General features: G+C 61.4%; 25 protein-coding genes and 1 pseudogene. 16 read left to right on the top strand and 10 right to left on the bottom strand.

The genetic code is table 11. The features are described 5' to 3' along the window. Nucleotides 1–39 precede the first annotated feature (39 nt). The 5 genes from EJ576_RS15445 to EJ576_RS15425 all read left to right on the top strand — a co-directional run bounded on the left by EJ576_RS15445 (nt 40) and on the right by EJ576_RS15425 (nt 7,169). On the top strand, nt 40–2,676 hold the full coding sequence (locus EJ576_RS15445; protein ID WP_126570667.1) for a TonB-dependent receptor: 2,637 nt from the start codon (nt 40–42) through the stop codon (nt 2,674–2,676). A gap of 161 nt (nt 2,677–2,837) precedes the next feature. Further along, nucleotides 2,838–3,851 (top strand): ABC transporter substrate-binding protein, encoded by a 1,014-nt coding sequence (locus tag EJ576_RS15440; protein ID WP_123474646.1) that lies wholly within the window; start codon nt 2,838–2,840, stop codon nt 3,849–3,851. Further along, the gene (locus tag EJ576_RS15435; RefSeq protein WP_068932369.1) at nt 3,851–4,777 is read left to right on the top strand and encodes an aliphatic sulfonate ABC transporter substrate-binding protein; all 927 of its coding nucleotides are present in this window, start codon (nt 3,851–3,853) and stop codon (nt 4,775–4,777) included. The genes EJ576_RS15440 and EJ576_RS15435 overlap by 1 nt, the downstream gene beginning before the upstream one ends. A 2-nt stretch (nt 4,778–4,779) precedes the next feature. Further along, the gene (locus EJ576_RS15430; protein WP_123474644.1) at nt 4,780–5,784 is read left to right on the top strand and encodes an ornithine cyclodeaminase family protein; all 1,005 of its coding nucleotides are present in this window, start codon (nt 4,780–4,782) and stop codon (nt 5,782–5,784) included. After that, a complete protein-coding gene (locus EJ576_RS15425) occupies nt 5,781–7,169 on the top strand; it encodes an aromatic amino acid lyase (protein WP_126570666.1) in 1,389 nt (462 codons plus the stop codon). Before EJ576_RS15430 ends, EJ576_RS15425 begins: the two co-directional genes overlap by 4 nt. A gap of 5 nt (nt 7,170–7,174) precedes the next feature. Here EJ576_RS15425 and gstA read toward each other — a convergent pair whose 3' ends face one another. Then, nucleotides 7,175–7,777, bottom strand: a complete 603-nt coding sequence (gene gstA, locus EJ576_RS15420) for a glutathione transferase GstA (RefSeq protein WP_028617676.1) — start codon at nt 7,775–7,777, stop codon at nt 7,175–7,177. A 96-nt stretch (nt 7,778–7,873) separates the two neighbouring features. Here gstA and EJ576_RS15415 point away from each other — a divergent pair, with 96 nt between their 5' ends. The 3 genes and pseudogenes from EJ576_RS15415 to EJ576_RS30255 all read left to right on the top strand — a co-directional run bounded on the left by EJ576_RS15415 (nt 7,874) and on the right by EJ576_RS30255 (nt 10,230). Further along, nucleotides 7,874–8,743 carry a LysR family transcriptional regulator gene (locus tag EJ576_RS15415; RefSeq protein WP_126570665.1) on the top strand — a complete coding sequence of 290 codons (870 nt, stop codon included), beginning with the start codon at nt 7,874–7,876 and terminating at the stop codon, nt 8,741–8,743. A 167-nt stretch (nt 8,744–8,910) separates the two neighbouring features. Beyond that, nucleotides 8,911–9,687, top strand: a pseudogene (locus EJ576_RS30260) (PAS domain-containing protein); the annotation flags it as partial. Next, on the top strand, nt 9,661–10,230 hold the full coding sequence (locus tag EJ576_RS30255; RefSeq protein ID WP_371923946.1) for a methyl-accepting chemotaxis protein: 570 nt from the start codon (nt 9,661–9,663) through the stop codon (nt 10,228–10,230). The pseudogene EJ576_RS30260 and the gene EJ576_RS30255, both read left to right, overlap by 27 nt. Nucleotides 10,231–10,380: 150 nt before the next feature. Here EJ576_RS30255 and EJ576_RS15405 read toward each other — a convergent pair whose 3' ends face one another. The 5 genes from EJ576_RS15405 to EJ576_RS15385 form a co-directional block, all read right to left on the bottom strand. Further along, a complete protein-coding gene (locus tag EJ576_RS15405) occupies nt 10,381–10,902 on the bottom strand; it encodes a hypothetical protein (protein ID WP_126570663.1) in 522 nt (173 codons plus the stop codon). 133 nt (nt 10,903–11,035) lie between these two features. Continuing rightward, on the bottom strand, nt 11,036–12,445 hold the full coding sequence (locus tag EJ576_RS15400) for an MFS transporter (RefSeq protein WP_122728482.1): 1,410 nt from the start codon (nt 12,443–12,445) through the stop codon (nt 11,036–11,038). An 8-nt stretch (nt 12,446–12,453) separates the two neighbouring features. Beyond that, on the bottom strand, nt 12,454–13,191 hold the full coding sequence (locus EJ576_RS15395) for an NAD(P)-dependent oxidoreductase (protein ID WP_126570662.1): 738 nt from the start codon (nt 13,189–13,191) through the stop codon (nt 12,454–12,456). Nucleotides 13,192–13,207: 16 nt separating this feature from the next. After that, nucleotides 13,208–13,840 (bottom strand): glutathione S-transferase family protein, encoded by a 633-nt coding sequence (locus EJ576_RS15390; protein ID WP_122728477.1) that lies wholly within the window; start codon nt 13,838–13,840, stop codon nt 13,208–13,210. A gap of 40 nt (nt 13,841–13,880) precedes the next feature. Further along, nucleotides 13,881–14,912 carry a LacI family DNA-binding transcriptional regulator gene (locus tag EJ576_RS15385; RefSeq protein WP_028617669.1) on the bottom strand — a complete coding sequence of 344 codons (1,032 nt, stop codon included), beginning with the start codon at nt 14,910–14,912 and terminating at the stop codon, nt 13,881–13,883. A gap of 213 nt (nt 14,913–15,125) precedes the next feature. Here EJ576_RS15385 and EJ576_RS15380 point away from each other — a divergent pair, with 213 nt between their 5' ends. Then, on the top strand, nt 15,126–15,659 hold the full coding sequence (locus EJ576_RS15380) for a gluconokinase (RefSeq protein WP_122728473.1): 534 nt from the start codon (nt 15,126–15,128) through the stop codon (nt 15,657–15,659). 84 nt (nt 15,660–15,743) lie between these two features. Continuing rightward, nucleotides 15,744–17,096, top strand: a complete 1,353-nt coding sequence (locus tag EJ576_RS15375; RefSeq protein ID WP_068932357.1) for a GntP family permease — start codon at nt 15,744–15,746, stop codon at nt 17,094–17,096. A 155-nt stretch (nt 17,097–17,251) separates the two neighbouring features. Here the strand turns inward: EJ576_RS15375 and alaC are convergent, their stop codons facing one another. Further along, the gene (gene alaC / locus EJ576_RS15365; protein ID WP_122728471.1) at nt 17,252–18,463 is read right to left on the bottom strand and encodes an alanine transaminase; all 1,212 of its coding nucleotides are present in this window, start codon (nt 18,461–18,463) and stop codon (nt 17,252–17,254) included. A gap of 195 nt (nt 18,464–18,658) precedes the next feature. Between alaC and EJ576_RS15360 the strand changes: the two genes are divergently transcribed. Then, complete coding sequence (locus EJ576_RS15360; RefSeq protein WP_126570660.1) at nt 18,659–19,141, top strand: GyrI-like domain-containing protein; 483 nt, start codon at nt 18,659–18,661, stop codon at nt 19,139–19,141. Nucleotides 19,142–19,201: 60 nt separating this feature from the next. Here EJ576_RS15360 and EJ576_RS15355 read toward each other — a convergent pair whose 3' ends face one another. Continuing rightward, a complete protein-coding gene (locus EJ576_RS15355; RefSeq protein ID WP_126570659.1) occupies nt 19,202–19,702 on the bottom strand; it encodes a GNAT family N-acetyltransferase in 501 nt (166 codons plus the stop codon). A 149-nt stretch (nt 19,703–19,851) separates the two neighbouring features. Between EJ576_RS15355 and EJ576_RS15350 the strand changes: the two genes are divergently transcribed. The 4 genes from EJ576_RS15350 to EJ576_RS15335 are packed head-to-tail and all read left to right on the top strand — an operon-like array spanning nt 19,852 to nt 22,374. Next, on the top strand, nt 19,852–20,271 hold the full coding sequence (locus EJ576_RS15350) for a nuclear transport factor 2 family protein (RefSeq protein ID WP_122728464.1): 420 nt from the start codon (nt 19,852–19,854) through the stop codon (nt 20,269–20,271). 42 nt (nt 20,272–20,313) lie between these two features. After that, on the top strand, nt 20,314–20,658 hold the full coding sequence (locus EJ576_RS15345; RefSeq protein WP_126570658.1) for a YciI family protein: 345 nt from the start codon (nt 20,314–20,316) through the stop codon (nt 20,656–20,658). A gap of 34 nt (nt 20,659–20,692) precedes the next feature. After that, entirely contained in the window at nt 20,693–21,169 is a 477-nt protein-coding gene (locus EJ576_RS15340; RefSeq protein ID WP_122728459.1) for an SRPBCC family protein, read from the top strand. Beyond that, nucleotides 21,166–22,374, top strand: a complete 1,209-nt coding sequence (locus EJ576_RS15335) for an RNA polymerase sigma factor (RefSeq protein ID WP_126570657.1) — start codon at nt 21,166–21,168, stop codon at nt 22,372–22,374. The genes EJ576_RS15340 and EJ576_RS15335 overlap by 4 nt, the downstream gene beginning before the upstream one ends. A 1-nt stretch (nt 22,375) precedes the next feature. On the opposite strand, the gene EJ576_RS15330 is transcribed toward EJ576_RS15335, so the two are convergent. After that, nucleotides 22,376–23,101 (bottom strand): SDR family oxidoreductase, encoded by a 726-nt coding sequence (locus tag EJ576_RS15330; RefSeq protein ID WP_122728455.1) that lies wholly within the window; start codon nt 23,099–23,101, stop codon nt 22,376–22,378. 111 nt (nt 23,102–23,212) lie between these two features. Between EJ576_RS15330 and EJ576_RS15325 the strand changes: the two genes are divergently transcribed. Further along, nucleotides 23,213–24,055: a LysR family transcriptional regulator gene (locus tag EJ576_RS15325; RefSeq protein WP_126570656.1), complete on the top strand. Its 843-nt coding sequence runs from the start codon at nt 23,213–23,215 to the stop codon at nt 24,053–24,055. Nucleotides 24,056–24,065: 10 nt separating this feature from the next. Here EJ576_RS15325 and EJ576_RS15320 read toward each other — a convergent pair whose 3' ends face one another. Then, nucleotides 24,066–24,920 (bottom strand): LysR family transcriptional regulator, encoded by an 855-nt coding sequence (locus tag EJ576_RS15320; RefSeq protein WP_028617658.1) that lies wholly within the window; start codon nt 24,918–24,920, stop codon nt 24,066–24,068. Between the last annotated feature and the right edge of the window lie 5 nt (nt 24,921–24,925).

The following is a 24,925-nucleotide window of genomic DNA, read 5'->3' as shown; positions in this document are numbered from 1 at the left end:
GGGGAGCAGCGTTGTCGAGTTTCCTTGGGGGGAGCCAAAGTGAATCAGTTCAACCGTGTGCCGCTTCGAACCTTTGCCCTGGTGCCGTTGGCCAGCCTGTTGTTCTCGTTTGCGGCCAGCGCAGAAGAGGTGCGCCAGGTCTACCACATCGCGCCTGGCCCGCTGGATGAGGTGCTGCTGAACATCAGTCGCCAAAGCGGCCAGGTGATCTCGTTTACGCCGCAGTTGGGTAACTATTCTTCGGCCAGCGTGGACGGTTCGCTGTCGGCGCAACAGGCAGTGGACGCCGCGCTCAAGGGCACCGGCCTGCAAGTCCAGGTCAGTCCGGACGGTGCGTTCATCATCAAGGAAGGCGCGAGCAAAAACGCGACCAGCAACGTCAAGGCGCAAACCAGCGCAGCGCAAGCGCCGACCCTGGACCGCGTGGTCGCCATCGGCACCCGGCGCAGCGACGCCACCGCCTTGACCAGTGCGGCCCCGGTGGACGTGATCAACGCCGAAGAACTCAAGCAGACCGGTGCTACCAGCCTCAACCAGGCGCTGTTCCAACTGCTGCCCTCGTTCAACTTTCCGCAGAACCAGAGCGCCACCCGTGGCCAGAACCCCAAGGGCGCGTCCTTGCGCGGCCTGGCGCCGGACCAGACGCTGGTGCTCATCAACGGCAAGCGCCGCCATGCCTCGGCGGTGGTGAACATCTCCGGTGGCGTGCCGTTCATTGGCGCGCAGCCGGTGGACCTGGACATGATCCCCATCAGCAGCATCGACCACGTCGAAGTGCTGCGCGACGGTGCCTCGGCGCAATACGGCTCGGATGCGGTGGCGGGCGTGGTCAACATTGTGCTCAAGGAGCGTGACAGCGGTGGCCAGGTCAACACCCAACTGGGTAAATACGCCCAGGGCGACGGCTTCAGCAAAACCACCGACGGCTGGTACGGCCTGGGTTTGCCGGGGGATGGCTTTCTCACCCTGAGCTTCAACACGCTCAACAACAAACCCACTGACATTGGCGACAAATACGTCGCCGACGGCCAACTGCAAGACCCACGCTGGGGCGGTGCAGGGCGCGATAAATTCAACCTGGCGGCGAATGCCGAAGTCGGCCTGAGTGACCAATGGCGCCTCTACAGTTTCGCCACCTTCGGCCAGGACAAGTCGGTGAACAACACGCCACCGCTGCTGGCGAATAATCCGAACAACGTGCAGGGCATCTACCCCAACGGCACCATTCCCAAATACCGCTACCGCTATGAAGATGGCGCGCTCACCGTCGGCACCCGCTATGAAGACGACGCCCTCGGGCGCTTCGACCTCAGCGCCACCTATGGTCGCGACAAGCACGATGAGTTGGCGTTCAACACCGTCAACCCGAGCTACGGCCTGAACAGCCCGACCAAGTTTGATGTGGCTACGCTGGTCAACGAGCAGACCAACCTTGGCCTGGATTACGTCAAGGATCTGGACGTCAACTGGTCGAGCCATCCGCTGACCGTCTCGGCGGGCATTGCCTACCGCCATGAGCAGTATCGTCTGGAGGAGGGCGACTACGAGTCCTACTCCTTTGGCGGCATCAACGGTGTGCAGGTCGGCGCGGTGCAAGCCTCCGGTCTCACGCCAGACGACGCCGGCACCTACAAGCGTGATGTCGGCGGCGTTTACTTTGGTCTTGAGCACCAGCTCACCGACAAATTCCAGGTCGGCCTGGCCGGGCGTACCGAGCACTATTCGGACTTTGGATCGGCCACCACCGGCAAGCTGTCGGCGCGGTATGACTTCACGCCGCAGGTGGGCTTGCGCGCCACGGTGAACAATTCCTTCCGTGCGCCGACCCTGGGCCAGATCGGCACGTCGTGGACCACCACCACCAACGTCGACATCAACGGCAACCCGGTGCTGACGCGCATGTTGCCCGCCGACAACCCGGCCGCCCGTGCGCTGGGTGCTGAGCCGCTCAAACCGGAAAAATCCACCAACTACTCCCTGGGCCTGGTGCTGCGCCCGATTGAAAACGCTTCGCTGACTATCGACGCCTACCAGATTTCGATTCGTGATCGCCTGCTCTACAGCGGCGGCATTTCCGGGCCGCGCGCCGAGCAGATCCTGCAGCAAGCCGGGTTTGGCCAGTACACCTGGGCGCAGTTCATGACCAACGCGGCCAACACCCGCACCCGTGGCGTCGACATCGTCGGCAAGTACAACCTGGACCTGGCGCAGTACGGCGCGTTGAGTCTGTCGGCCGGCTACACCAAGGCACGCACCACGATCGAGAAGGTCCACGAAAACCCCAACGGCTTCGACATCCTCACCCGCGAAGCCCGTGGCTTCCTGGAACACGGTTACCCCGAAGACAAGCTAGTGCTCGGCGCGACCCACCGCATCGGTGCGTGGACCATCGCCCTCAGCGAAACCCGCTACGGCGAATACCGCAAATACGCCGCCAGCGAAGCCAACGCCCAGTACGACCAGACCTTCGGCGCGCAGTGGAACACCGACCTGGACGTGAACTACGCCTTCACTAAACAACTGCGTTTGTCAGTCGGCGCCAACAACCTGTTCGACAGCAAGCCCGACGACTTCAACACCCGCCTGCGCCAGACGCCGGGCCAGCAGTACAGCTACCTGTCGCCGTCGGCGCCGGAAGGGGCGTTTTACTACACGCGGCTCAGTTATGACTTTTAACCGATCTTGAATACCGCAGAGATCGAATGTGGGAGCGGGCTTGCCCGCGAATACGGTGGGTCAGCCAGCTCATGCATCACTGACCCACCGCATTCGCGAGCAAGCCCGCTCCCACACTGGATCTTCTGTGTTCTAGAAAATGATTCACCACGAGGTTCTGCATGAAAAGACTTAAAACACTGCTCGGTGGCTCACTGCTGGCACTGGCCGTTTTAGCGCAACCCACAACCGCCGCTGAAACCGTCAAACCCATCCACTTCGGTGACATCACCTGGGAAAGCGGCAGCTTGATCACCGAGGTACTGCGCCTGATTGTCGAGAAAGGCTACGGCCTGCCGACCGACACTTTGCCCGGCAGCACCGTGAGCCTGGAAGCCGCCCTGGCCAAGGACGATATCCAGGTGATCGGTGAAGAGTGGGCCGGGCGCAGTCCGGCATGGGTCAAGGCGGAAAACGAAGGTAAAGTGTTTGGCCTGGGCGACACGGTCAAAGGCGCCACCGAAGGCTGGTGGGTGCCGGAGTTCGTGATCAAGGGCGATGCCGCACGCGGTATCAAACCCCTGGCGCCGGACTTGAAGTCGGTGGCCGACCTGCCGCGCTACAAGGACGTGTTCCGCGACCCCGAAGACCCGAGCCGTGGACGCTTCCTCAACAGCCCAACGGGCTGGACGTCGGAGATCGTCAACAGCCAGAAGCTAAAGGCGTACACACTCACCGACAGCTTCGTCAACTTCCGCACCGGCTCCGGCGCGGCGTTGGATGCCGAAGTGGCGTCGTCGATCCGTCGTGGCAAGCCGGTGCTGTTCTACTATTGGTCGCCGACGCCGCTGCTGGGCCGGTTCAAGCTGGTCAAGCTGGAAGAGCCGCCCTTCAACGCCGAAGCCTGGAAGACCCTGTCGGACGCGAAAAACCCCAACCCCATCGGCACCCGCTCGATGCCGGCGCGGCTGGCGATTGGTGTGTCGGCACCGTTCAAGGCGCAGTACCCGCAACTGGTCAGCGTGTTTGAAAAGGTCGACCTGCCGATTGATCTGCTCAATGGCATCCTCGGCGAAATGAGCGAGAAACGTACACCGCCGCGTCAGGTCGCTGAAGCGTTCCTCAAGGACCACCCAGACGTCTGGCAGCAATGGGTGCCGGTCGATGTGGCGGCCAAGCTGAAGGGAGCGCTCTGATGCTTAAAATCTTCGCTGCTGCGGTACTTTCGCTGGTCGCCGGTCAGGTGCTGGCGGCCGAACCTGCCACGTTACGCATCGGTTACCAGAAAAGCTCGGTGAGCATGGTATTGGCCCGTGAGCACAAACTCTTCGAGGAAGCGTTGCCCGGAACCCAGGTGCAGTGGATCGAATTCCTCGGCGGCCCGCCGCTGATCGAAGCGCTGAACGGCGGCAGCCTGGACATCGGCAATATCGGTGATATCCCGCCGATTTTCGCCCAGGCCGCTGGCATCGACTTGCAGTATTTCGCCGTAGAACCCAACGAGGGCAAGACCGAAGCGGTGTTGGTGCCAAAAGCCAGCAGCGTACAGAGCGTGGCGGAACTCAAGGGCAAGCGCGTGGCGCTGCTCAAGGGCTCCAGCGCCCACAACCTGTTCCTTAAAAGCCTGCTGCGCGCCGGTTTGCAATGGAAAGACGTGAATGTGGTGTACCTGTCGCCATCCGACGGGCGTGCCGCTTTTGAGCAAGGCAAAGTCGACGCGTGGGTGGTGTGGGACCCTTACTACTCCGCGGCCGTGGTCGACGGTTCCGCCCGCGTGTTGGGCGATGGCCAGGGCCTCAATCCGGCGGGCAGTTTCTTCGTGGTGAGCAGCCCGTTTGCCAAGCAATATCCGCAATCCATTGGCGCGATCATCCAGACACTGGCCAAGGCGCAGCGCCTGTCCCTCGACCAGCCCGAAGCCAGCATCGCGCTGATGGCCAAGACCCTGGGCCTGCAACCCGCGGTGGTCAAAAGCTACTTCGAACACCGTTCCTCCACGCCGATTCGTCCGCTGCAAGCCGCCGACATCGCCACCCAGCAACACACCGCCGACCTGTTCTTTGCCAACGGCCTGATCCCGAAAAAGGTCGATGTACAGCAAGCTGTCTTCAAGGCGCCATGACCATGCAACCGATTTACATCGATTTTCTCAACGGCCTCGACATCGACGAACTGGGCCTCACCAATGATGAAATCCTCACCGCCATCGAAGCCAGCCTGGCGATCCAGGGCCGTGGCGAGGCGGTGATCGAACCGCGCACCCACCTGATTCCCGGCGGCGAGATCAACGGCCACTTCAACGTATTGCGCGGCGTGTTGGGTGGCGATATCGGTTACGCCGGGGTCAAGGTGGTGGGGGATTTTGTCGACAACTACCGCAAGGGTTTGCCCTCGGAATTGGCGATCCTCAACTTGCTGGACCCCGCCACCGGGATTCCCAAGGCCATCCTGGATGCCTCGGCGATCACCGACATGCGCACCGGTGCCATCACGGCCATCGGCGCCAAATACCTGGCCCGGCCTGACAGTAAAGTGCTGGCGCACATTGGCGCGCGTGGCACGGCGTATTGGAACGTGCGCTTGCTGGATCACCTGTTCGACTTCGACGAAATTCGTGTGCACTCACGCCGCAGCGAAAGTCGGGAAGCCTTCGCCGAGCGCCTGCGCAAGGACCTGGGCAAGTCGGTGATCGTCACCGACGATTGGGAGTCCACCGTGCGTGGCGCCGACATTGTGGTCGAGGCGTCGCGCCTTGATCAGCCCGAACCGCTGCTGCGCACCGACTGGATCAAACCCGGTGCTTTCGTGGTGCCCTACGGCACCATGAGCGCGGTGGAATTGTCCCTCACCGACATCATGAGCAAGCTGGTGGTTGATGATTGGGGCCAATGCAAAGGCGGGCTGTTTGGCTCGCTGCGCGCCCATGTTGAGACTGGCAAACTCAGTGCCGAGACCCTGCATGCCGAACTGGGCCAAATTGTTGCCGGCTTGAAAAAAGGCCGGGAAACCGCCGAGGAAACCATCCTGTTCTGGCACCGCGGCCTGAGCCTCAGTGATATCGCGTTGGGCCATGCGCTGCTGGAAAAAGCCGGGCGCCTGGGGATTGGCCAGCGGTTGCGCTGGGCATGATTCACTTCGATCCCGAAGGCTTGAGCCTCGTCGATTTGCTGGCGATTGCCCGCCAGGACGTACCGGCGGATTTCTCTGCGCAGACCCGTCAGCGTATTGAAGAAGGCCACCAGTTGTTGGTGAAACTGGCGGCTGAAGGCACGCCAATTTATGGGGTAAATACCGGCCTCGGTGCAGCGGTGGATACGGCGGTGGCGCCCGTGCAGGCGAGTATTCCGTTGGGGCGTGCGGTGGGGGTCGGGCGCCTTGCCAATCGCCAGGAGCTGCGCGCGATCACGGCCGCGCGGCTGGCCGGATTGGCTCAGGGGCGTTCGGGTATTTCTCCGGGGGCGGCGGATGCACTGCTAGCGTTGCTCAATTCCGGCGTCGAGCCCGATGTACCGTTGCTCGGCTCGTTGGGCGAGAGCGACCTGGCGCCACTGGCGCACCTGTGTCTCGCGTTGTCAGTGCCGCTGACCGGCAAAGATGGCTTGGCGCTGGTCTCTGCGAATGCGGCCAGTGTTGGGCTGGGCGCGTTGCTGGTGGCTGAGGCGCAGCGGGCCTTGGAGGTTTTGCTGGCGGCGCTGGCGTTATCGTGTGAAGGCTATCGGGCCAACCTCAGTCCGTTCCAGCCGTGGGCTTCGCGTCTGCGGCCGGCTCCGGGGCAAAGCGAGCAGTCGGCGGCGTTGTTGCAATTACTGGCGGGTGGTGAGTTGGCGGACAGCGCACGGCGCTTGCAGGACCCGTTGAGCTTTCGCTGTGCCACGGTGGTCCAGGGTGCGGCGCAGCAGGCGCTGCACGCCCTGCATGAATTGGTTGAACTGGAACTGCGCAGCGGTGCGGATAACCCGGCGTTGATCAGCGAAGCGTCGCTTGTGCTGGCCACGGCGAATTTCGACAGCACCCACTTGGCGCTGGCCACTGAAGGGTTGGGCCTGGCGCTTACCCGTGTCGCCGCGTGCAGCGCTGAACGCATTGCCAAGCTGCTGTCGCCGGCTTCCAGCGATCTGCCGCGCTTCCTGATCACTCAACCCGGTCATGTCGGCATGGCCGCCTTGCAGCGCACCAGTTCGGCGTTGGTCGCCGAAATCGGGCACCTGGCCAATCCGCTGCCGGCGGTCAGCGTGCCGGTGGCGGACCGTGTTGAAGACTATGCGGGCCAGGCCATGGCGGTGGTCGACAAGACTCGTCGCTTGACCGAGCGGGTGCTATGGCTGGCCAGTATTGAACTGATCGTCGCTGCGCAGGCGGTGGATTTAAGGGGGGCGCTGCGGCTGGGGCAAGGTGTGCGGCTGGTCCATCAAGCCGTGCGCAGCCAGGTGGCTCATCTTGATGAAGACCGCTCAGGCTCAGTGGATGTATTGGCACTGGCCAGCTTCCTCGAATCCACCCCATTCCCTCTGTAGGAGCCTTATGGATTCTCGGCGGCCAACGCCGCAATCACCGCCGGCCGCTCACCCACCCGCTGCTGAAACGCCGCCAGCGCCGGCCACTTATCCAAATCAATCGCGTGAAACGCCGCCCAGCGCAGCACCACAAACAGGTAGGCATCTGCCACCGAGTACTGCGCACCCAACAGGTAATCCTGGCGCTCCAGCGTCTGCACCAGCACCGTGAAACGCTTGAACAGCGTGGCCTGGAATGCAGCTTTCACCTCGCCCTGGATCGCACCGTTGAAGAATACGGCCAAGCCGCCATGAATCTCGGTGGCAATGAAGTTCAGCCACTCCTGCAGGCGCACGCGTTCCCAGCTGCCATTAGCCGGCGCCAGGCCTGCGGCGGGTTTCAGGTCGGCCAGGTATTGCAGGATCGCGCTGGCTTCGGTCAGCACCTGGCCGTTGTCCAGTTTCAGCGCCGCGACGTAGCCCTTGGGGTTGATCTGCAGGAAGTCTTCGCCGTCGGCGGTGGTCTTGGCTTGGTTATCCACCAAGACCAGGTCGAACGGCAGCGCCAATTCGCGCAGCACGATATGCGGGGCGAGAGAACAGGCGTGGGGGAAGAAATACAGTTTCATCTGGGGCAGCTCCGTTGAATTTGCGCCAGTCTCGCGGGCGTGGCACCGTGCGTAAAATTAAACGTTCAGACCCCTGCCATAAGGACAGCTACTGCCATGATGAACCTGATGCACTGGCGCTTGCTGGTGGCCGTGGCCGATCACGGCAGCATCACCGCCGCCGCCGAGCGCGTGGGCATGACCCAATCCGCCGCCAGCCAAGCCATGGCCGGTATGGAAGCGACGCTGGGCGCGCAGCTGTTTACCCGCGAACCGCGCAAGACCTTGCCCACCGCCCTGGGCTTGAGTGTGATCGAGCAGGCGCGAGTCATGCTTGGGGCGTTGCAGGCGATTCGTAGCACCGTGGACGAAGCCAGGCCCATGTTGCGTGGGACGATTCGCATCGCCAGTTTCCCCATGGTGCTGGCGACATTTCTGACACCCGCATTGCAGCGTTTTGCGCAGCTCTATCCCGGTATCGACGTCACCAGCTTGGATGTCACTGACAACGAAGTGCTCACCTTGCTCGACACCGGCCTTATCGACTTGGGCGTGGTGCTCAACCCCCCGCCCGAGCGCAATGCGACGGTGTTGGGCCGTGACTTGTGGATGGCCGTACTGCCAGTGGAGCATGCGCTGGCGCAACGCTCGGCCGATGCCACGGTGTCGCTTGAGGAATTGCTTGAGCAGCCTTTCGTGCTGGCTACCGGTGGCTGCACCGCCAATGCCCGCAGCCTGGGCGCCGCCGCCGGGCTGACCCTGCGTGATGTCCGCGTTGAGGTGCGTGAATGGAACAGTGCCTTCAGCCTGGTGCGTGAGGGCGTCGGCGTCACACTGGTGCCGGAAATGGCCTTGCCGTCCCAGCGCAAGGGCCTGCGCGTGATGGCGTTGGATGTGCCGCTGCACCGCGAATTTGCCTTGGTCGGCTCGCCGGATCGCCCACTGTCAGCTGCCGCCCTCGCATTGTTAAAAATGCTGGCGGACTAGTGGCCTTGCATAGCGCCAAGCCCTGTCTATGCTCACCCGGAACCGTTTATGACGCTTGGCATATAAAGCGATTTGGATGGTTATTTCCCCATGAAGGTGTGCCAGCAATAGCCAACAAATGAATGGAATGCGCCTTCCAGGCGCCGGGAATCTAGGGTGATCTGACCATGTTCAACCGCCATCACAAATCCGACCTGCAACAAATCGAACGTTTTTCCTGCGCACTCACCGAATCTAACGCCAAACTCGCCGCTATCAGCCGTTCCATGGCGATGATCGAGTTCGACCCCAGTGGCGTGATCCTCGACGCCAACGACAATTTCTGCAAAACCATGGGCTATAGCGTCGAGGAAATACGCGGTAAACCTCACCGCCTCTTTTGCGACGAGCCCTACACCCACACCGATGCCTACGCCAAGCTATGGCGCGACCTGGCGCGGGGCGAGGCCCTCAGTGGCACCTTCATGCGCTTGAACAAGCATGGCCAGGAAGTCTGGCTGGAAGCCAGCTACATGCCGGTGCTGGACAAGGACAATCACGTTCAGAGCGTAATCAAAGTCGCGTCGGACATTACTGCGCGAGTCCATCACGAGCATGAAAACCAGAGCCTGATCGATGCTATTGGCCGTTCCATGGCGGTGATCGAGTTCACCCCGCAGGGCCAGATCATCAACGCCAACGAAAACTTCCTGAGGACCGTGCAGTATTCCTTGGATGAAATCGTCGGCCAGCACCACAGCATGTTCTGCCACCGCAATGAAGTGGAATCGCCGGCCTACAAGGCGTTCTGGGCGTCGCTCAATCGTGGCGAATACCACTCGCACCGCTTCGAGCGCAAAAACAAGTACGGCAAGACCCTGTTCCTGGAAGCCTCCTATAACCCGATCTTCGACACCAATGGCCGCCTGTACAAAGTGGTGAAGTTCGCCAGCGACATCACTGACCAAGTCACCACCCTGCGCACCGCCGCCGACTCGGCCCACGCCACCTCGGTGCAAAACGACGCCTGCGCACGCAAGGGCTCGGAGGTGGTGCAGCAAACCGTACAGATCATCGAAGAAATTTCCCACGATTTGAACCAAGCGGCGCAGAGCATCGATGCGGTGAGTAAACAATCGGACATCATCGGCGCCATCGTGCAGACCATCCGTAGCATTGCCGAGCAGACCAACATGCTCGCGCTCAACGCCGCGATTGAAGCGGCGCGGGCCGGCGAACACGGGCGCGGCTTTGCAGTGGTGGCGGACGAGGTGCGCAGCCTGGCCGCACGGACCAGCCAGGCGACGGTGGAAATTGTCGATGTGGTGCGCAAGAACCACGACCTGTCGCTGAGCGCGGTGTCGAGCATGCAATCGAGCTTGAGCCGCACGGGGCTGGGGGTGGAATTGGCGAATGAAGCGGGGCAGGTGATCCTGGAAATTCAGGAAGGGTCACGGCACGTGGTGGATGCGATCGGGCAATTCAATTCGACGCTGCAACTGCAATAAACCCATTGTCAGCTTGATAACCCGATCACGGTGGGAGCTGGCTTGCCTGCGAAAGCATCACCTCGGTACATCAGGAACACCGAGTGATCCGCATCGCAGGCAAGCCAGCTCCCACACAAGGCTGTTTTCACAGTTGATGTGCGGTGCTGTTTAGATCGCAGCCAGGGTTTCTTTCACTGCCTGCACCTGCGGGTCAACGGTTTTGGCCGCTACCTGTTGCTCTTGTTGTTGCTTCAGGCGTTCAGCCACTTGCTTGGAAATCGCGTCCTGCTTTTCCTGGGACATGTTCTGTACGTCCGCCTCGGTCAAACCCTGCTCCTTGAGCAACTGCTCACGGATACGTTCGGCCGGGGTTTTATTCATGTAGTCAGTGAACTCGGAGCGCGCGGAGCTGGCGGTCGAACCGGTTTTTGGTACGTCCGGCGTCGTGGTAGAGGCAGTGACGGCTTCTGTGGTGGTCTGCAACTGCACGCGGGTCTTGGCAAAGGCTTCGTCGATGCGGTCGGCGGCCTTGTCCAGTTCCTTCTGCGCGGCGGGCACGGTCACGCTTTGCTGCGCGGCTTGCAGGGCACCGCTGTACAGCGCGCTGGCGGCGGCGTTGGCGGGGTCCATGTCGGGCCGCTTGATCTGTTGAACAGTCGAAACGGCTTGGGTGTTGTTGTTAACCAGCATGATCGGTCACCTGGGGGAATGTTCGGTGCCACAGGTGGAGCAAATAGCGTGCCGGGCGTGAAGTGCCCGGTTCTATTGGGGATCGTTTGGCCGCTGCGGCAAGCATTGTCCCGCAGGCGGCCAACCATTGCCGTCAGTGGGCGATGTTTTCCAGCGCCAGGTTCCGCGTGCGCGGCCCGAACCAACTGATGGTGATCATCACGATCAACATGCTGCTGGCAATGAACGCCAACACGCCCGGCGTGCCCAGGTGTTCGAGGATAAAACCGATCAGCAAACTACTGAACACCGTGGACAAGCGGCTGAACGAGTAACAGAAGCCTACCGCCCGTGCGCGGATGTTGGTGGGGAACAATTCACTCTGGTACGAGTGATAACTGAAGCTCAGCCAGGCGTTGCAGAAGGTGATCATCACCCCACAGATCACCAGCCCCACTGCCGTGGTTTGCAGGGCAAACAGGCTGCCGAAGATCATCGCGCCGAGGGCCGAGCCGACGATCTGCCATTTGTTTTCAAAACGGTTGGCCACCTTCACGAACAGCAGCGGCCCCAGCGGATAGGCGAGGGTGATGATGAAGGCGTAGAGCAAGCTGTGGGTCACGCTCACACCCTGGCCGGACAGCAACGCCGGCAGCCAGTTGCCGAAACCGAAGAAGCCGATGGCCTGGAACACATGGAATACGATCAGCATCAAGGCGCGGCGACGGTAAGGGGGCTGCCAGATATCGGCGAAGCGGCCGCTGCCTTGCACGCTGACGGCTTCGGGTTCGGGCTCATCCAAGGGTTTGCCATGGTCTTTCTGGCAGCGCGCTTCGAGGTTGTCCATGATCAGACCGGCCTCTTCAAAACGCCCTTTTTGTGCAAGCCAACGCGGCGACTCCGGCAAACGCTTGCGCAATTGCCAGATAAACAGCGCAAACACGGCGCTCGACAACACCACCCAACGCCAACCTGACACGCCGAACGGCGCTTGCGGCACCAGCCACCATGACATCAACGCCACCGCCGGCACCGACAGGAACTGGATAAAAAACGCAAAGGCAAACGCCGAGCTGCGCATGCGCTTGGGCACCAGTTCCGAGAGGTAGGCGTCGATGGTCACCAGTTCAATGCCCAGGCCAATGCCGACCAGGAAACGCATGCAGATAATGCCCACGGCCGAGGTCTGGATGCCCATCAATACTGTGGCGACGGTGTACCAGATCAACGCAAAGGTGAAGATCGCCCGCCGTCCGAAGCGGTCGGCGATGGGGCTGAGCAGGCTGGCGCCGAGGAACAGGCCGAGAAAAGTTGCCGAGGCGAATGCAGCCTGGTCCGAGAAGCCGAATACGCCCTCGCTGCCGGTGTGGAAGATTCCGTCGCTGATCAGGCCGGGGCTGATGTAGGCGGTCTGGAACAGGTCATACAGCTCGAAAAAACCGCCAATCGACAGTAACGCCACCAGGCGCCAGACGGTGGCGACGGCGGGGAGGCGGTCGATACGTGCGCTGATGTGGGCGGCGCGGATGGGGTCGATGCCGTCGGTGGTAGAGAGTGCGGGCATGGGAAAACTCAATAAGTGATCGGAATCTCAAATGTCTGAAACGCATCATCCTGGGGATGGTAACCCAGCACCCGCGTGGTTTCGCTCAGGTCCAGGCGCTTGAAGCGGTTATTGGATATGCCATGGGCGATCAGGTGCTTCACGCCCTCAGCCTCCACCGAACGTTGCAGCAACTGCACGGCATCGCGTGGGCTGAGCCAGGCGCTGAGGTCGCGGGCGTTATTGAGGTCGTGGGTTTCGGGGAGTTCGAAAGCGCCGATGCGCAGGGCAATGGTCGACAGCGGGGTTTTGGCCGCGTAATAGCCGCACAACGCTTCGCCGTAGCATTTGCTCACGCCATACAGATTGGCGGGCATCACCTGCATGCCGGGCGTGATCTGGCGGTCCACCGGGTAGCCTTCGATGGTTTGCGCGCTGCTGGCGAACACCAAACGTTTCACGCCAGCGGCCGCGGCGGCTTCGAACAGGTAGGTGGTGGCAAGGATGTTATTGGGCAGCAACTCATCGAACGACGCGCTGGCGTGGGGAATGCCCGACAAATGCACAATCACGTCGATGCTGTCGAGCAAGGCCGCCAGGCTGGATTTGTCGCTGAGGTCGGCGTGCACGAAGCGGTGCTCGCCCAAGTCGAAATCCGGCGCGATGCGGTCGGTGAGGGTGAAGCGGTAACGGTCTTTCGAGGCGTCGAAAAACGTCTTGCCGATTCTGCCGCAGGCGCCGGTGAGCAGTACGTTGAGTCCTTTCACAGTGGCGTCCTTGTTTTTAGTTATGGCCGTCGAGGGCGAAGGTTTTAAAGCCAGGGCGCTGGCTGAGGCGCTGGTAATACGCCTCCACCGCAAGGTAGGGCGGATGTTCCAGCGGGGCGTTGCGCCAGCGGTGTACCGAGAGGCCGACGAGGATGTCCGCCAGGGTGAATTCAGCGCCGGTGACGTAGGCGCCGGTCTTGATCAGTTGTTGTTCGAGCAGGCCCATCTTGTCGTTCCAGGCCTGCACGCCGGCTTGGAGGCGCTGTGGGTCCTGGTAGTCCGGGTTCTGGCGCACCAGCGCATGGAACGCGTAGCCCCAGGACGGGTTGAGTTCGGTGGCTTGCCAGTCCATCCATTGCTCGACCCGGGCCCGTGGCGCGGGTTCGGCGGGGAGCAGGTCGTGGCGTTGATAGAGGCTGACCAGGTAACGGCAGATGGTGTTGGATTCCCACAACACGCCGTGGTCATCGATCAACACCGGCACCTGGGCGTTGGGGTTCAGGGCGAGGAAGTCGGCGGATTGGGTGGGCTTGAAGCCGATGCCCCAGTCTTCGCGCTGGTAGTCGATGCCGAGTTCCTGGCAGGTCCAAAGCACTTTGCGCACGTTGATGGAGGACGTGCGGCCCAAGATTTTCAGTGAGTGTCCCATGGTGCTTTCCTAGCGGTGGAGAGCAACCAATCTAGCAGGGTCAGGTACTCTCCCGCACCTGCAACTCAAACCCCATGTCCACCACCGGCTTGGCGATCTTGTTGCCTGCCATGATTGTCAACAAGTGCTCCGCCGCACGCCGCCCAATCGCCTCACGCGGGGTGCTGATGCTGCTCAGGCGCGGCACCATGAAGGACGAGGCTGGCAGGTCGTTGAAACCGAGCACCGCGACGCGCTCCGGCACTTTGATGCCATGGCGCATGGCTTCCAGCAAGGCGCCCTGGGCCAGGTCGTCGTTGCCGAAGAAGATTGCATCCACGTCGGGATGGGCGGCCAGCAGTTGCAGGAAGAGTTCGCCACCCAGGCCGACTGAGGAAGGGCGGGGTGTCAGCAGTTCCAGCGCCGGGTCGTACAAGCCGGCGTGTTGCAGCGCTCGACGGAAACCTTCGCCGCGCAGCAACGTGCGTTGGTCCAGTTGCGCGCCGATATACGCCAGGCGTTTGTACCCACGGGACAACAGATGCGCCGCCGCCGTTTCGCCCGCACTCAGTTGCGAGAAACCCACGCAGTTCACCCCGGCGTTGGGGTCCAGGTCCATCATGTACACGCACGGCACATTGCTGGCCTCGACCATCCGTCGGGCGCTTTCGGTGCGATCAAATCCGGTGAGCAGCAAACCCCGTGGCTGGTAGGCCATGTAGTTGCGCAGCAGGTTTTCTTCTTCATCGCGGGAATAATGGAAGTTGCCGATCAGCACTTCAAAGCCCTTGGGTCGCAGCACTTGGTGGATGGCTTCGAGGGTTTCGATAAACAGCAGGTTGGACAGCGACGGCACCAACACCACCACCGAATGGCTCTGGGCTGAGGCCAGGGCGCGGGCGGCGGGGTTGACCACGTAGTTCAGTTCGGCGGCGGCCTGCTGCACTTTTTCCACCAGTTCGGTGGCGACGGTGCTGATGCCGCGCAGCGCGCGGGACGCGGTAATCGGGCTGACGCCAGCCAGGCGGGCGACTTCGTTTAGGGTCGGGCGACCCGTGGTGCGCAATTTTTTATCGTTCTTGGAGGTCATCAGGCGGCTTGCCAAACAAAAATCGAGGCACTAAGGTAGCGCTGTCTCCAAAAGGCTGCAAATTCTTGAACAAAGGGTTGCCTGATCCTGTTCAAAGCGTTGGAGCGGATGCACGCGTCACTCCATAAAAAAAGACAAGACGGCGCGGGAAAAGCCTGTTTTTGCACTAGCCTTACAGCGTGCAAAGGTAGCGCTATCTGCGTCCTGAGGTGTTTCATGAGTCAACCTGTTACCGCCCTGGTCATCATGGGTGTTTCCGGCTGTGGCAAGTCCAGCGTCAGCGAGGCCCTGTGCCGCCTGAACGGCGCTACCGCCATTGAAGGCGACAGCTTTCACCCAGCCGCCAACATCGAAAAGATGAGCGCCGGCCACCCCCTCAACGACGACGACCGCGCCGGCTGGCTCGACATCCTCTGCGATGAACTGCGCCGTTCTCTCAAAGCGGGCGAGCATCCTGTGCTCACCTGTTCCGCCCTGAAAAAGAAATACCGCGACCACCTGCGCGAAGCCGCGCCGGGCCTGGGTTTTGTCTTTTTGGAGCTGACCCGCGCCGTGGCCGCCGACCGCGTGTCCCATCGCCCTGGGCATTTCATGCCGGCCAGCCTCATCGACAGCCAGTTTGCCACCCTTGAATCGCCCAAAGGCGAACCGCTGACCCTGGCTCTGAACGCCAGCGAAGACAGCATCGAGGAACTGGCCGAGCAGACCAACGCCTGGTGGCTGCAACACGGCTTTGAACCTACTTATTAATTTTTTGCCGGAAAAGATAGCGCTATCCCCGGCAGGAAATTCAACACCCGCTTTAATAACAACAACAAACAGGAGAGACCCCCCATGTTTGGCATGTCCCACGAGTCTTACCTGCTGCTTGATGCAGTGGTCACTATCATCGGGTTGATCGTTCTGATCACCAAGTTCAAGGTGCATCCGTTCATTGCACTGATCATCGCGGCCGGCTTCCTCGGCCTGACCTCGGGCATGCCCGTGGACAAGATCATCAAGGCGTTCCAGGACGGCTTCGGCGGGGTGCTCGGCTTTGTCGGCATCATCCTCGCGCTGGGCACGATGCTCGGCAAGATGATGGCCGAATCCGGCGGTGCCGATCAGATCGCCCAGACCCTGATCCGCGCCTTCGGCAAAGAGAAGGTCCAGTGGGCCATGATGTTTGCCGCGTTCCTGGTGGGCATCCCGCTGTTCTTCGAGATCGGCTTTGTGCTGCTGATCCCGCTGGTGTTTATCGTCGCGCGCCGCACCGGCGTGTCGCTGATCAAGATCGGTATCCCGCTGCTCGCCGGCCTCTCGGCGGTACACGGGCTGGTGCCACCGCATCCGGGCCCGCTGCTGGCCATCGGCGTGTTTGGCGCGGACATCGGCAAGACCATCCTCTACGGCCTGATCGTCGCACTGCCGACCGCCATCATCGCCGGCCCGATCTTCGGTACGTTCATCGCCAAGTACATCCCGGGCAACCCGTCCCAGGAACTGGTCGATCAACTGGCCCGCGAGTCGGAACACAAGAACCTGCCGAGCTTCAGCATCACCCTGATTACCGTGCTGTTGCCGGTGTTCCTGATGCTGCTCAAAACCTTCGCCGATATCGGCTTGCCGGACGGCCACATCGTGCGCAACTGGATGGACATGATCGGTCACCCGATCTCCGCCCTGTTGCTGGCGTTGCTGCTGTCGCTGTACACCTTTGGCCATCGCCAAGGCATTCACTCCAAGCAGATCCTCAAATTGCTCGACGCCAGCCTGGCGCCGACCGCTGCGATCATCCTGATCATCGGTGCCGGCGGTGGCTTCAAGCAGATGCTGGTGACCAGCGGTGTGGGCGACGTGATTGGCCATATGGCGGTGAACGCGCAGATCAATCCGATCCTGCTGGCGTGGCTGGTGGCGGCGGTGATCCGTGTGGCAACCGGTTCGGCCACGGTGGCGACCATTACTGGCGCGGGCATTGTCGTGCCGGTGGTGGGGATGATTCCGGGGGTTAACCGTGAGCTGCTGGTGTTGGCAACGGGGGCGGGTTCGTTGATCCTGTCTCACGTCAACGATGCGGGGTTCTGGCTGGTGAAGCAGTACTTCAACATGACCGTGGCCGAGACGTTCAAGACGTGGACGGCGATGGAGACGATTCTGTCGATTGTGGCGTTGATCTTCATCATGTTGTTGTCGTTGGTGGTGTAAGCCGCACCACCGTTACCCATGTGGTAACCCGATCAAGTGTGGGAGCTGGCTTGCCTGCGATGCAGACACCTCGGTGTAGCAGATACACCGAGGTGATGCTATCGCAGGCAAGCCAGCTCCCACATTTTTGATCACATTTCTACAGGTGGATTGCGTCAGGCTTTAGTGACCAGTCCATCCGCCCTGAACATCCCGCGAATCCCCCGCACCGCCTGGCGAATCCGGTCCTGGTTCTCGATCAGCGCAAAGCGCACATGGTCATCGCCATACTCGCCAAAACCGATGCCCGGCGACACACACACCTTCGCCTCCAGCAGCAGCTTTTTGGCAAATTCCAGCGAACCCATGGCGGCATATGCTTCGGGAATCTTCGCCCAGACGTACATCGACGCCTTCGGGTTCTCGACCATCCAGCCCAGTTCATGCAGGCCCTTGACCAGCACATTGCGGCGCTGGCGGTACTGTTCGGCGATGTCTTTAACGCACTGCTGATCGCCTTCCAATGCCGCAATCGCCGCGACTTGCAGCGGAGTGAAGGTGCCGTAGTCGTGGTAGCTCTTGATGCGTGCCAGGGCGTTGACGAGTTCCGGGTTGCCCACCATGAAACCGATGCGCCAGCCGGCCATGTTGTAGCTCTTGGACAAGGTGAAAAACTCCACCGCGATGTCCTTGGCGCCCGGCACTTGCATGATCGACGGGGCTTTCCAGCCGTCGTAGACGATGTCGGCGTAGGCCAGGTCGTGGATCACCAGCACGTCGTACTGCTTGGCCAGCGCGATCACACGTTCGAAGAAGTCCAGTTCCACGCACTGCGCGGTGGGGTTGGACGGAAAGCCGAGGATCATCATCTTCGGCTTGGGGATCGAGCCGCGAATCGCCCGTTCCAGCTCCGCGAAGAAGTCCACGCCAGGCACCAGCGGCACCGAACGCACTTGCGCGCCGGCAATTACCGCACCGTAGATGTGAATCGGGTAGCTGGGGTTGGGCACCAGCACGGTGTCGCCCTGGTCCAGGGTGGCCAGCATCAAGTGTGCCAGGCCTTCCTTGGAACCGATGGTCACGATGGCTTCCGACTCGGGGTCGATGTCCACTTCATAACGGTCCTTGTACCAGCGCGAAATCGCCCGGCGCAGACGCGGAATACCTTTGGACGTGGAGTAGCCGTGAGTGTCTTCACGCTGGGCAACTTGCACCAGCTTTTCGACAATGTGCGGCGGCGTGGCGCCGTCAGGGTTGCCCATGCTCAAGTCGATGATGTCTTCGCCGCGCCGACGCGCAGCCATCTTCAGCTCGGCAGTGATATTGAAAACATACGGGGGGAGTCGATCTATGCGCGCAAAGCGGCGCGGCGAACCTTGGTCTGCCATTGTTGCCTCGAAGTACGTAAGCGCCCGGAACCGTCCGAGCGACGTCGGCCACTGCGGTGGCCTGCGGGGCAGACAATACGGTCGATGATGGCCCGTTGTCCAGATGCGCAGAAAAATTTTCTACATGGAGTACGACGTGGATATGCCCCTATACTCGTTGCGGGTTTGTTCCCTCATAAGAAGGAGACTGTTCGTATGGATCAGCAGACAAAACAACCGTTAGAGCCACGCATGGAAGCCGGTAAAGCCCTGGTGATCGCCGGGGTGCAAGGGCGTTATTCGAAGGCCACCGTGGGGGATATCCCCAAACTGTGGGAGTTGTTCGATACCTGCATCGAGGGCATCAAGAAGCGTGTGGGCGGTGTGACGTATGGCGTTTGCTATAACCCCAAGCATGGCGAATTCGACTACATGGCCGGTGTCGAAGTCCCGACCAAAGCCGATGTGCCAGGCAACTTCGAATGCATCGAAATCCCACCGCTCAACTATGCCGTGTTCCCGCATTACGGGCCGGTGCAGGCGCTTGAGCAAACCTACGAGCGCATCATGTTCGAATGGCTGCCGCACTCGGGATACAAGGTGATGGGCGCGGATTTCGAGCGCTACAGCGCGGATTTCCATGCGCGCAAGGGCACCGGGACCGTGGAGATCTGGTTGCCGGTGGGCGAAAGAGGCTGACGCCCTAGGCGATGTCACGTAAACAGGACATTGACGTCTGAAGGTCATGTTTACGTGACATCAATGGGCCCGGTTAAACACCCACCGCAACCTCCGTTCATACCCAATCCGCCCCTTGTACGCCTCTCCGCCATCCACCCACCCAGCCCCCAGATACAGCCTCATCGCCGTCACATTGTGCGCATCCACCGACAACTCCAGTCCCTTGATCTGCGGCCACGCCTGCAATGCCGCTGCGGGCAGCGCTTGCAGGCAGGCTTTGCCAAACCCACGCCCTTGCTGATGCCGATCCACCTGCAACGCATGCAAGGTTGCGCTGTGTGCATCCGCCCAGTGGGGCAGGCAAGGCGGGCGTTTGAGCAGTAGGAATGCCACGGGCGTTTCGTCGGCGAGCAGGGCGAAGCCTTTGATGGCATCGGGATGGGGATTGACCAGCAGGCTGTTCAGCGCACAGTAGATATCGCCGGAATACGCCAGTTGTTCGGGGTGCACTTGCAGGGTGTCGAGTTGCTGTTTCTGCGCAAGGCTCAGCGTCTCATAAAGGGCGAGGCGGGTTTCCATCGGGGGCGTATCCGAAATCCTACAAAGAGGCGTCGATTCTAGCGGGTTTGCCGGGGGCGAAATTATTTTTAAGCGGCTTGTCGATTTGCCGGTTGGCCATTCGACTAAGGGTGTCTTCCGTGATGTTTTCTACCCCAAGGAGTATCGCCATGAGCACTGCCATCAACACCCTGATCGAACAATGGAAACAAGCGGTCACCGCCAAGGATGTCGAGAAAATTGTCAGCTATTACGCCGACGATATCGTCGCGTTCGACGCCGTTGGCGCCCTGCAGTTCAAGGGCAAGGCTGCGTACCAGGCGCATTGGCAGGCCTGCATGGAATTCTGCCCTGGCCCCGGCGTCTTCGACTTTCATGAGCTGCATATCGTTGCCGGAGCAGACAGCGCCTTTGCCCATTGGCTGGCCCACTGCGGCGGCACCGGGCCGGACGGCGTGCTCAAGACGTGCTGGATGCGCGTCAGCGCCGGTTATCAACGCATCGATGGCCAATGGAAAGTGGTGCATGAGCACTGGTCCGCGCCGTTCGACATGGAAACCGGCGCCGGTCTGTTCGACCTGAAACCTTGACCTGCGCGATCTATAGTCAGTAGTCCGAAAACGGAGAAGCCCATGAAATACCTCTGCCTGATCTACAGCAACGAACAGGTGCTGCACACCTCGCCGGATAGCCCGGCAGACCCGGAGTGCTTCGCCTACGCGCAGTCCGTTCAGGCCAGCGGTCGCATTCTGGCTGCCGAGCCGCTGCAGTCGGTGAGCACCGCCACCACCGTGCGTATGCGCAATGGCAAGTTGTCGATCACCGACGGGCCGTTTGCCGAGACCAAGGAGCAGCTCGCCGGTTTCTACCTGATCAAGGCCCGTGACTTGAATGAAGCGGTCCAGGTGGCCGGTGGTATTCCGGCCGCTCGGGTCGGCAGTGTGGAAGTGCGCCCCGTGCGTGAATTGAATCTCTGAATACAACAACCCTAAGACTCAAGAGGTTTACACCATGTCTACGCAACCTGCCGAGTTTGAATTGTCCATCCGCCGTGTGATCGATGCACCGCCCAGCCGCGTGTTCCGTGCCTGGACCGAGCCCGCCTTGCTCCAGCAATGGTGGGGGCCTCACGGCATGACCACCCCCGAGTGCGAAATGAACCTGTGGGTCGGTGGTTTGTTTCGCACCTTGATGCGGGCGCCGGACGGTGCCGAGTACCCGACCCAAGGTGTGTTTCTGGAAATTGATGCGCCCAATCGGCTGGTGTTTACCGACGCCTTCATGCCCGGCTGGATACCCTCGGGCAAGCCGTTCATGAGCGCCGAAGTCACCTTCGAAGAGGTCGACGGCAAGACGCTTTACACCGCCCGCGCCATGCACTGGAGTGCCGAAGACAAGCAGGCCCACGAAGCCATGGGCTTTCATGATGGCTGGGGCCAGAGCCTGGATCGGCTGGTCACCCTGGTGACCGAGGGCATGCCCGATTGACCCAGCCGGTCGAGGCCATTTATCGCCGCGAATCACGTCGAGTCCTCGCGACGCTGATTCGCTTGCTGGGCGATTTCGACCTGGCCGAAGAAGCCCTGCACGAAGCGTTTTTTGTGGCGGTGCAGCGTTGGCCGCAGGAGGGTGTGCCGGACAATCCACGCGCCTGGCTGGTGTCGACCGGGCGCTTCAAGGCCATCGATCGTTTGCGCCGCCAGGCGCGGTTCACCCCGTTGTTGCAGGAGCAGGCCGATGCGCTGGAAGCGGCTGACTGGAGCGATGAAGACGTGGAAGACGATCGCCTACGGCTGATTTTCACCTGCTGCCACCCGGCACTGGCGGCCGACGCCCAGGCGGCGCTGACCTTGCGCGAGATCTGTGACCTCACCACCGAAGAAATCGCCCGGGCGTTCCTGGCCACGCCGGCCACCATCGCCCAGCGCATCGTGCGGGCCAAGGGCAAGATCCGCGAGGCGAAGATCCCGTATCAAGTGCCATCCCGAGACGAATTGCCCGAGCGGCTGGACAGCGTGTTACGGGTGATTTACCTGGTGTTCAACGAGGGATATTCGGCGTCCATGGGGGCCGATATGACCCGCGAGGATTTGACCCGTGAGGCCATTCGCCTGGGGCGTTTGTTGACGGAGCTGCTGCCCGAACCGGAAGTCATGGGCCTGCTGGCGTTGATGCTGCTGCACGAATCCCGTCGCCCGGCACGCACCACGGCCAGTGGGGAGTTGGTGTTGTTGGATGAACAGGACCGCTCGCTGTGGGATGTGTCCATGATCGGCGAAGGCTGCGCACTGGTGGAGCATGCACTTGGCACACGGCGCTTTGGTCCGTATTGCCTGCAAGCCGCGATTGCGGCTGTACACGCCGAAGCGTCCAGTGCGGGTGAAACCGACTGGCCGCAGATCGTCGGGCTTTACGATGTGTTGCTCAGGATGATGCCGTCAGCGGTGATCGAACTGAACCGTGCCGTGGCATTGGCCATGCGCGATGGCCCCTTGGCGGGATTGCAGCAGGTAGAAGGGATTCTGGCGCGTGGCGAGTTGCTGGATTATCACCTGGCGCACTCGGCACGCGGGGAGTTTTACCGGCAGTTGGGCTGTGTCGAAGAGGCGCGAGTCGCCTACGAACGGGCGCTGGCCTTGGCCCAACAAGCACCCGAACGCAGGTTTATCGAAAAGCGTTTGGCTGGACTCTGAATCAAGGCTGCTGACGCGTTGCCGCCAATACGATTTCGCGAATGCACACATGCTGCGGCTGCTGGTAGGCATAGGCAATCGCCGAGGCCACGTCATGGGCGCTGAGTACGGTGCCGCCCATGTCCTGTTTCCACGCCTGATAGCCGGTCTTGATCGCCTCATCGGTGGTGTGGCTGAGCAATTCGGTTTCCACTGCACCTGGGGCAATGGTGATGACGCGCACGTTGCTCGGCGACAATTCTTCGCGCAGGTTTTCCGAAATCCCGTGTACTGCGAACTTGGTGCCGACATACGCCACATGATTCGGGAAGGTCTTGCGCCCGGCCACCGAGCTGACGTTGATGATGGTGCCGCCTCGGCGCGCAACCATGCTGCCGGCCACGGCGTGGATGCCGTTGAGCAGGCCTTTTACGTTCACATCCAGCATCTGTTCCCACTGCGCCGGGTCTTGCTCGCTGACTGCGCCCAGCAGCATTACGCCGGCATTGTTGATCAGCGCATCGGCTGGGCCGAACTGGGCTTCGGCTTCTTGCACGGCGGCGACCAGGGCCGCGCGGTCGGTGATGTCGACGCCACGGTTCAAGGTGTTTGGCAGGCCCAGATCGTTAAGGCGATCAATGCGACGCGCCAGCAACAACAGCGGGTGGCCGGCGGCCGACAACAGGCGGGCGGTGGCTTCGCCGATACCGGAACTGGCGCCGGTGATGATGATCAATGGCTTGCTCATGCATGAACTCCTGGAATAAGAAAAACCGATAACTGAATCGTGGTCGCAGTATATTTACCGTCGCAAAGGCTGAAAAATGCCTTATTTCTCTGTCAGCCATCGGATTCAGCTATGGATGTTCGTCACCTCAAGGCATTTCTCGCGGTTTTTGAAGAGCGCAATATCACTGCGGCGGCCCAGCGTTTGTTCATCAGCCAGCCGACCTTGTCGGTAACCATCAAACAACTGGAAGACGAACTGGGCGTGGCGTTGTTTGTGCGTCAGCCACGGGGAGTGGAGGTGAGTGCCGAGGCGCGTGTGCTGTACCCCCAGGCGCGACGCATGGTGGCTGAAGCCGATGCGTTGAGCCGCCTGTTTCGCGGACGCGAAAATCGCATCGCCCTGGAACTGGGGGTGGAAGGCGATATTGCCGACAGCCAGATCGAAACCTTCCTGCGCATGGCGCACCAAGGCCTGCCGGGTTTGCTGCTGACCTTGCAGGAAGGCTGCGAAGGCGAAGGGCGCCTGGCCGTGGAGGAAATGTGCTGCGAGGACGAGTTGTTTCTGCCGCTTTGGGAAGAGTCGTACGTGATGGCGTTGCCTGCCGCGCATCCCATGGCGCAGCCGGGCAAGGAACAGGCCTGGACGCCGATTGAAGACTGGATCACCTGCCCGCAGCACGATTCCCATCAACGCTTGATGGCCTTGTATGGTCGCTCGCCGCAAGCGGTGGCCGGGCATGCCGGTTCGCTGACCCAGGCGTTGCATATGGTCGCGGCGGGTGTGGGCGTGGCGATGTTGCCGCAGTCGCTGGCGGCGGAGCGGGCCGGTGTGGTGATTCGGGAGTGGCATTTGCCGGCCCCCACGCGTCGGGTGGGCTTGTGTTTCGCTGCGCAAGCCTTGGAGTCGCCCGCATTACGTGCGCTGCACGAGTATTTCCAGACCCACCGCCCGCCGCAATTGTCGGCCGCATAAGCCTGTAGGGTTATTCGAGCATCTGGCTCAACATCCAGCTTCCCGCCGGCCCTGGTGGATGTTGGCGCGACCACAGTGCATCCACCGCCACCGAGCGTGGCCAGCCCCGGACGTTGAGTTCAACCAGCCCGGCATTACCAAAACGCTCCACCAACCAGCGCGGCAATTCCGCCCAGCCGAAGCCGAGTTGAGCCATCTCCATCAGCATCAGAAAACTCGGCGCCGACCATACACGGCCCGAGGGGCGCGTTTCGTTGGGGCTGATGATGCTCCCCAGGCGCAGTTCACGGTGTTGCTGCAAGGCTTGCGGGTCGATGTTTTGGACGCGGGTCAACGCGTGGGTGGGGGCGACGAACAGCGCGATTTCCGTGCGTTCGGCCACAGGCGAGCGCGTCAGGTCGGGCGGGTAAACCTCCTGGGCTTCGATCAAGGCAATCTGTGCGCGGCCGCTCTGCACCAGGGCGATCAAGTCTTCGCACTCGGCGATCAGCCATTCCAGTTCAAGGTCCGGGTAGCGTTGTTCGAACGCTTTGAGGGCGAGCTCAAAGCGTTCTGACTGGTAGGTGTCTGACATGGCGATCGTCACCTTCGGCTCCAACCCCTGGGCCAACTGGCTCGCCGCTAACTCCAGACGGCTGCTGGCCTCCAGCACCTGCTCGGCGCGCTGCAGTAGCACCTGCCCGGCGGGGGTCAGTGTCGGCTTGCGGCTGCTGCGGTCGAACAGCACCACATCCAGGTCAATCTCCAGACTCGCCACTGCCGCACTGACAGTGGACTGGCTCTTGCCCAGCTTGCGCGCTGCGGCAGAAAAGGAGCCTTGGGTCGCGGCCTGGACAAACGCTTGCAACACTTCGTGGGAGGCCATGACTA

The sequence above is a fragment of the Pseudomonas sp. C 49-2 genome (assembly GCF_003970195.1).
Lineage (GTDB): Bacteria > Pseudomonadota > Gammaproteobacteria > Pseudomonadales > Pseudomonadaceae > Aquipseudomonas > Aquipseudomonas canadensis.
This window is presented reverse-complemented; position numbering and strand designations above follow the sequence as displayed.

Coding starts and splice junctions, on each gene's coding strand:
- EJ576_RS15435 (WP_068932369.1), top strand. CDS start 3,851: ATGCTTAAAATCTTCGCTGCTGCGGTACTTTCGCTGGTCGCCGGTCAG.
- EJ576_RS15380 (WP_122728473.1), top strand. CDS start 15,126: ATGAGTCAACCTGTTACCGCCCTGGTCATCATGGGTGTTTCCGGCTGT.
- gstA (WP_028617676.1), bottom strand. CDS start 7,777: ATGAAACTGTATTTCTTCCCCCACGCCTGTTCTCTCGCCCCGCATATC.
- EJ576_RS15345 (WP_126570658.1), top strand. CDS start 20,314: ATGAAATACCTCTGCCTGATCTACAGCAACGAACAGGTGCTGCACACC.
- EJ576_RS15400 (WP_122728482.1), bottom strand. CDS start 12,445: ATGCCCGCACTCTCTACCACCGACGGCATCGACCCCATCCGCGCCGCC.
- EJ576_RS15360 (WP_126570660.1), top strand. CDS start 18,659: ATGGATCAGCAGACAAAACAACCGTTAGAGCCACGCATGGAAGCCGGT.
- EJ576_RS15405 (WP_126570663.1), bottom strand. CDS start 10,902: ATGCTGGTTAACAACAACACCCAAGCCGTTTCGACTGTTCAACAGATC.
- EJ576_RS15325 (WP_126570656.1), top strand. CDS start 23,213: ATGGATGTTCGTCACCTCAAGGCATTTCTCGCGGTTTTTGAAGAGCGC.
- EJ576_RS15425 (WP_126570666.1), top strand. CDS start 5,781: ATGATTCACTTCGATCCCGAAGGCTTGAGCCTCGTCGATTTGCTGGCG.
- EJ576_RS15430 (WP_123474644.1), top strand. CDS start 4,780: ATGCAACCGATTTACATCGATTTTCTCAACGGCCTCGACATCGACGAA.
- EJ576_RS15350 (WP_122728464.1), top strand. CDS start 19,852: ATGAGCACTGCCATCAACACCCTGATCGAACAATGGAAACAAGCGGTC.
- EJ576_RS15415 (WP_126570665.1), top strand. CDS start 7,874: ATGATGAACCTGATGCACTGGCGCTTGCTGGTGGCCGTGGCCGATCAC.
- EJ576_RS15320 (WP_028617658.1), bottom strand. CDS start 24,920: ATGGCCTCCCACGAAGTGTTGCAAGCGTTTGTCCAGGCCGCGACCCAA.
- EJ576_RS15440 (WP_123474646.1), top strand. CDS start 2,838: ATGAAAAGACTTAAAACACTGCTCGGTGGCTCACTGCTGGCACTGGCC.
- EJ576_RS15330 (WP_122728455.1), bottom strand. CDS start 23,101: ATGAGCAAGCCATTGATCATCATCACCGGCGCCAGTTCCGGTATCGGC.
- EJ576_RS15340 (WP_122728459.1), top strand. CDS start 20,693: ATGTCTACGCAACCTGCCGAGTTTGAATTGTCCATCCGCCGTGTGATC.
- EJ576_RS15355 (WP_126570659.1), bottom strand. CDS start 19,702: ATGGAAACCCGCCTCGCCCTTTATGAGACGCTGAGCCTTGCGCAGAAA.
- EJ576_RS15375 (WP_068932357.1), top strand. CDS start 15,744: ATGTTTGGCATGTCCCACGAGTCTTACCTGCTGCTTGATGCAGTGGTC.
- alaC (WP_122728471.1), bottom strand. CDS start 18,463: ATGGCAGACCAAGGTTCGCCGCGCCGCTTTGCGCGCATAGATCGACTC.
- EJ576_RS15390 (WP_122728477.1), bottom strand. CDS start 13,840: ATGGGACACTCACTGAAAATCTTGGGCCGCACGTCCTCCATCAACGTG.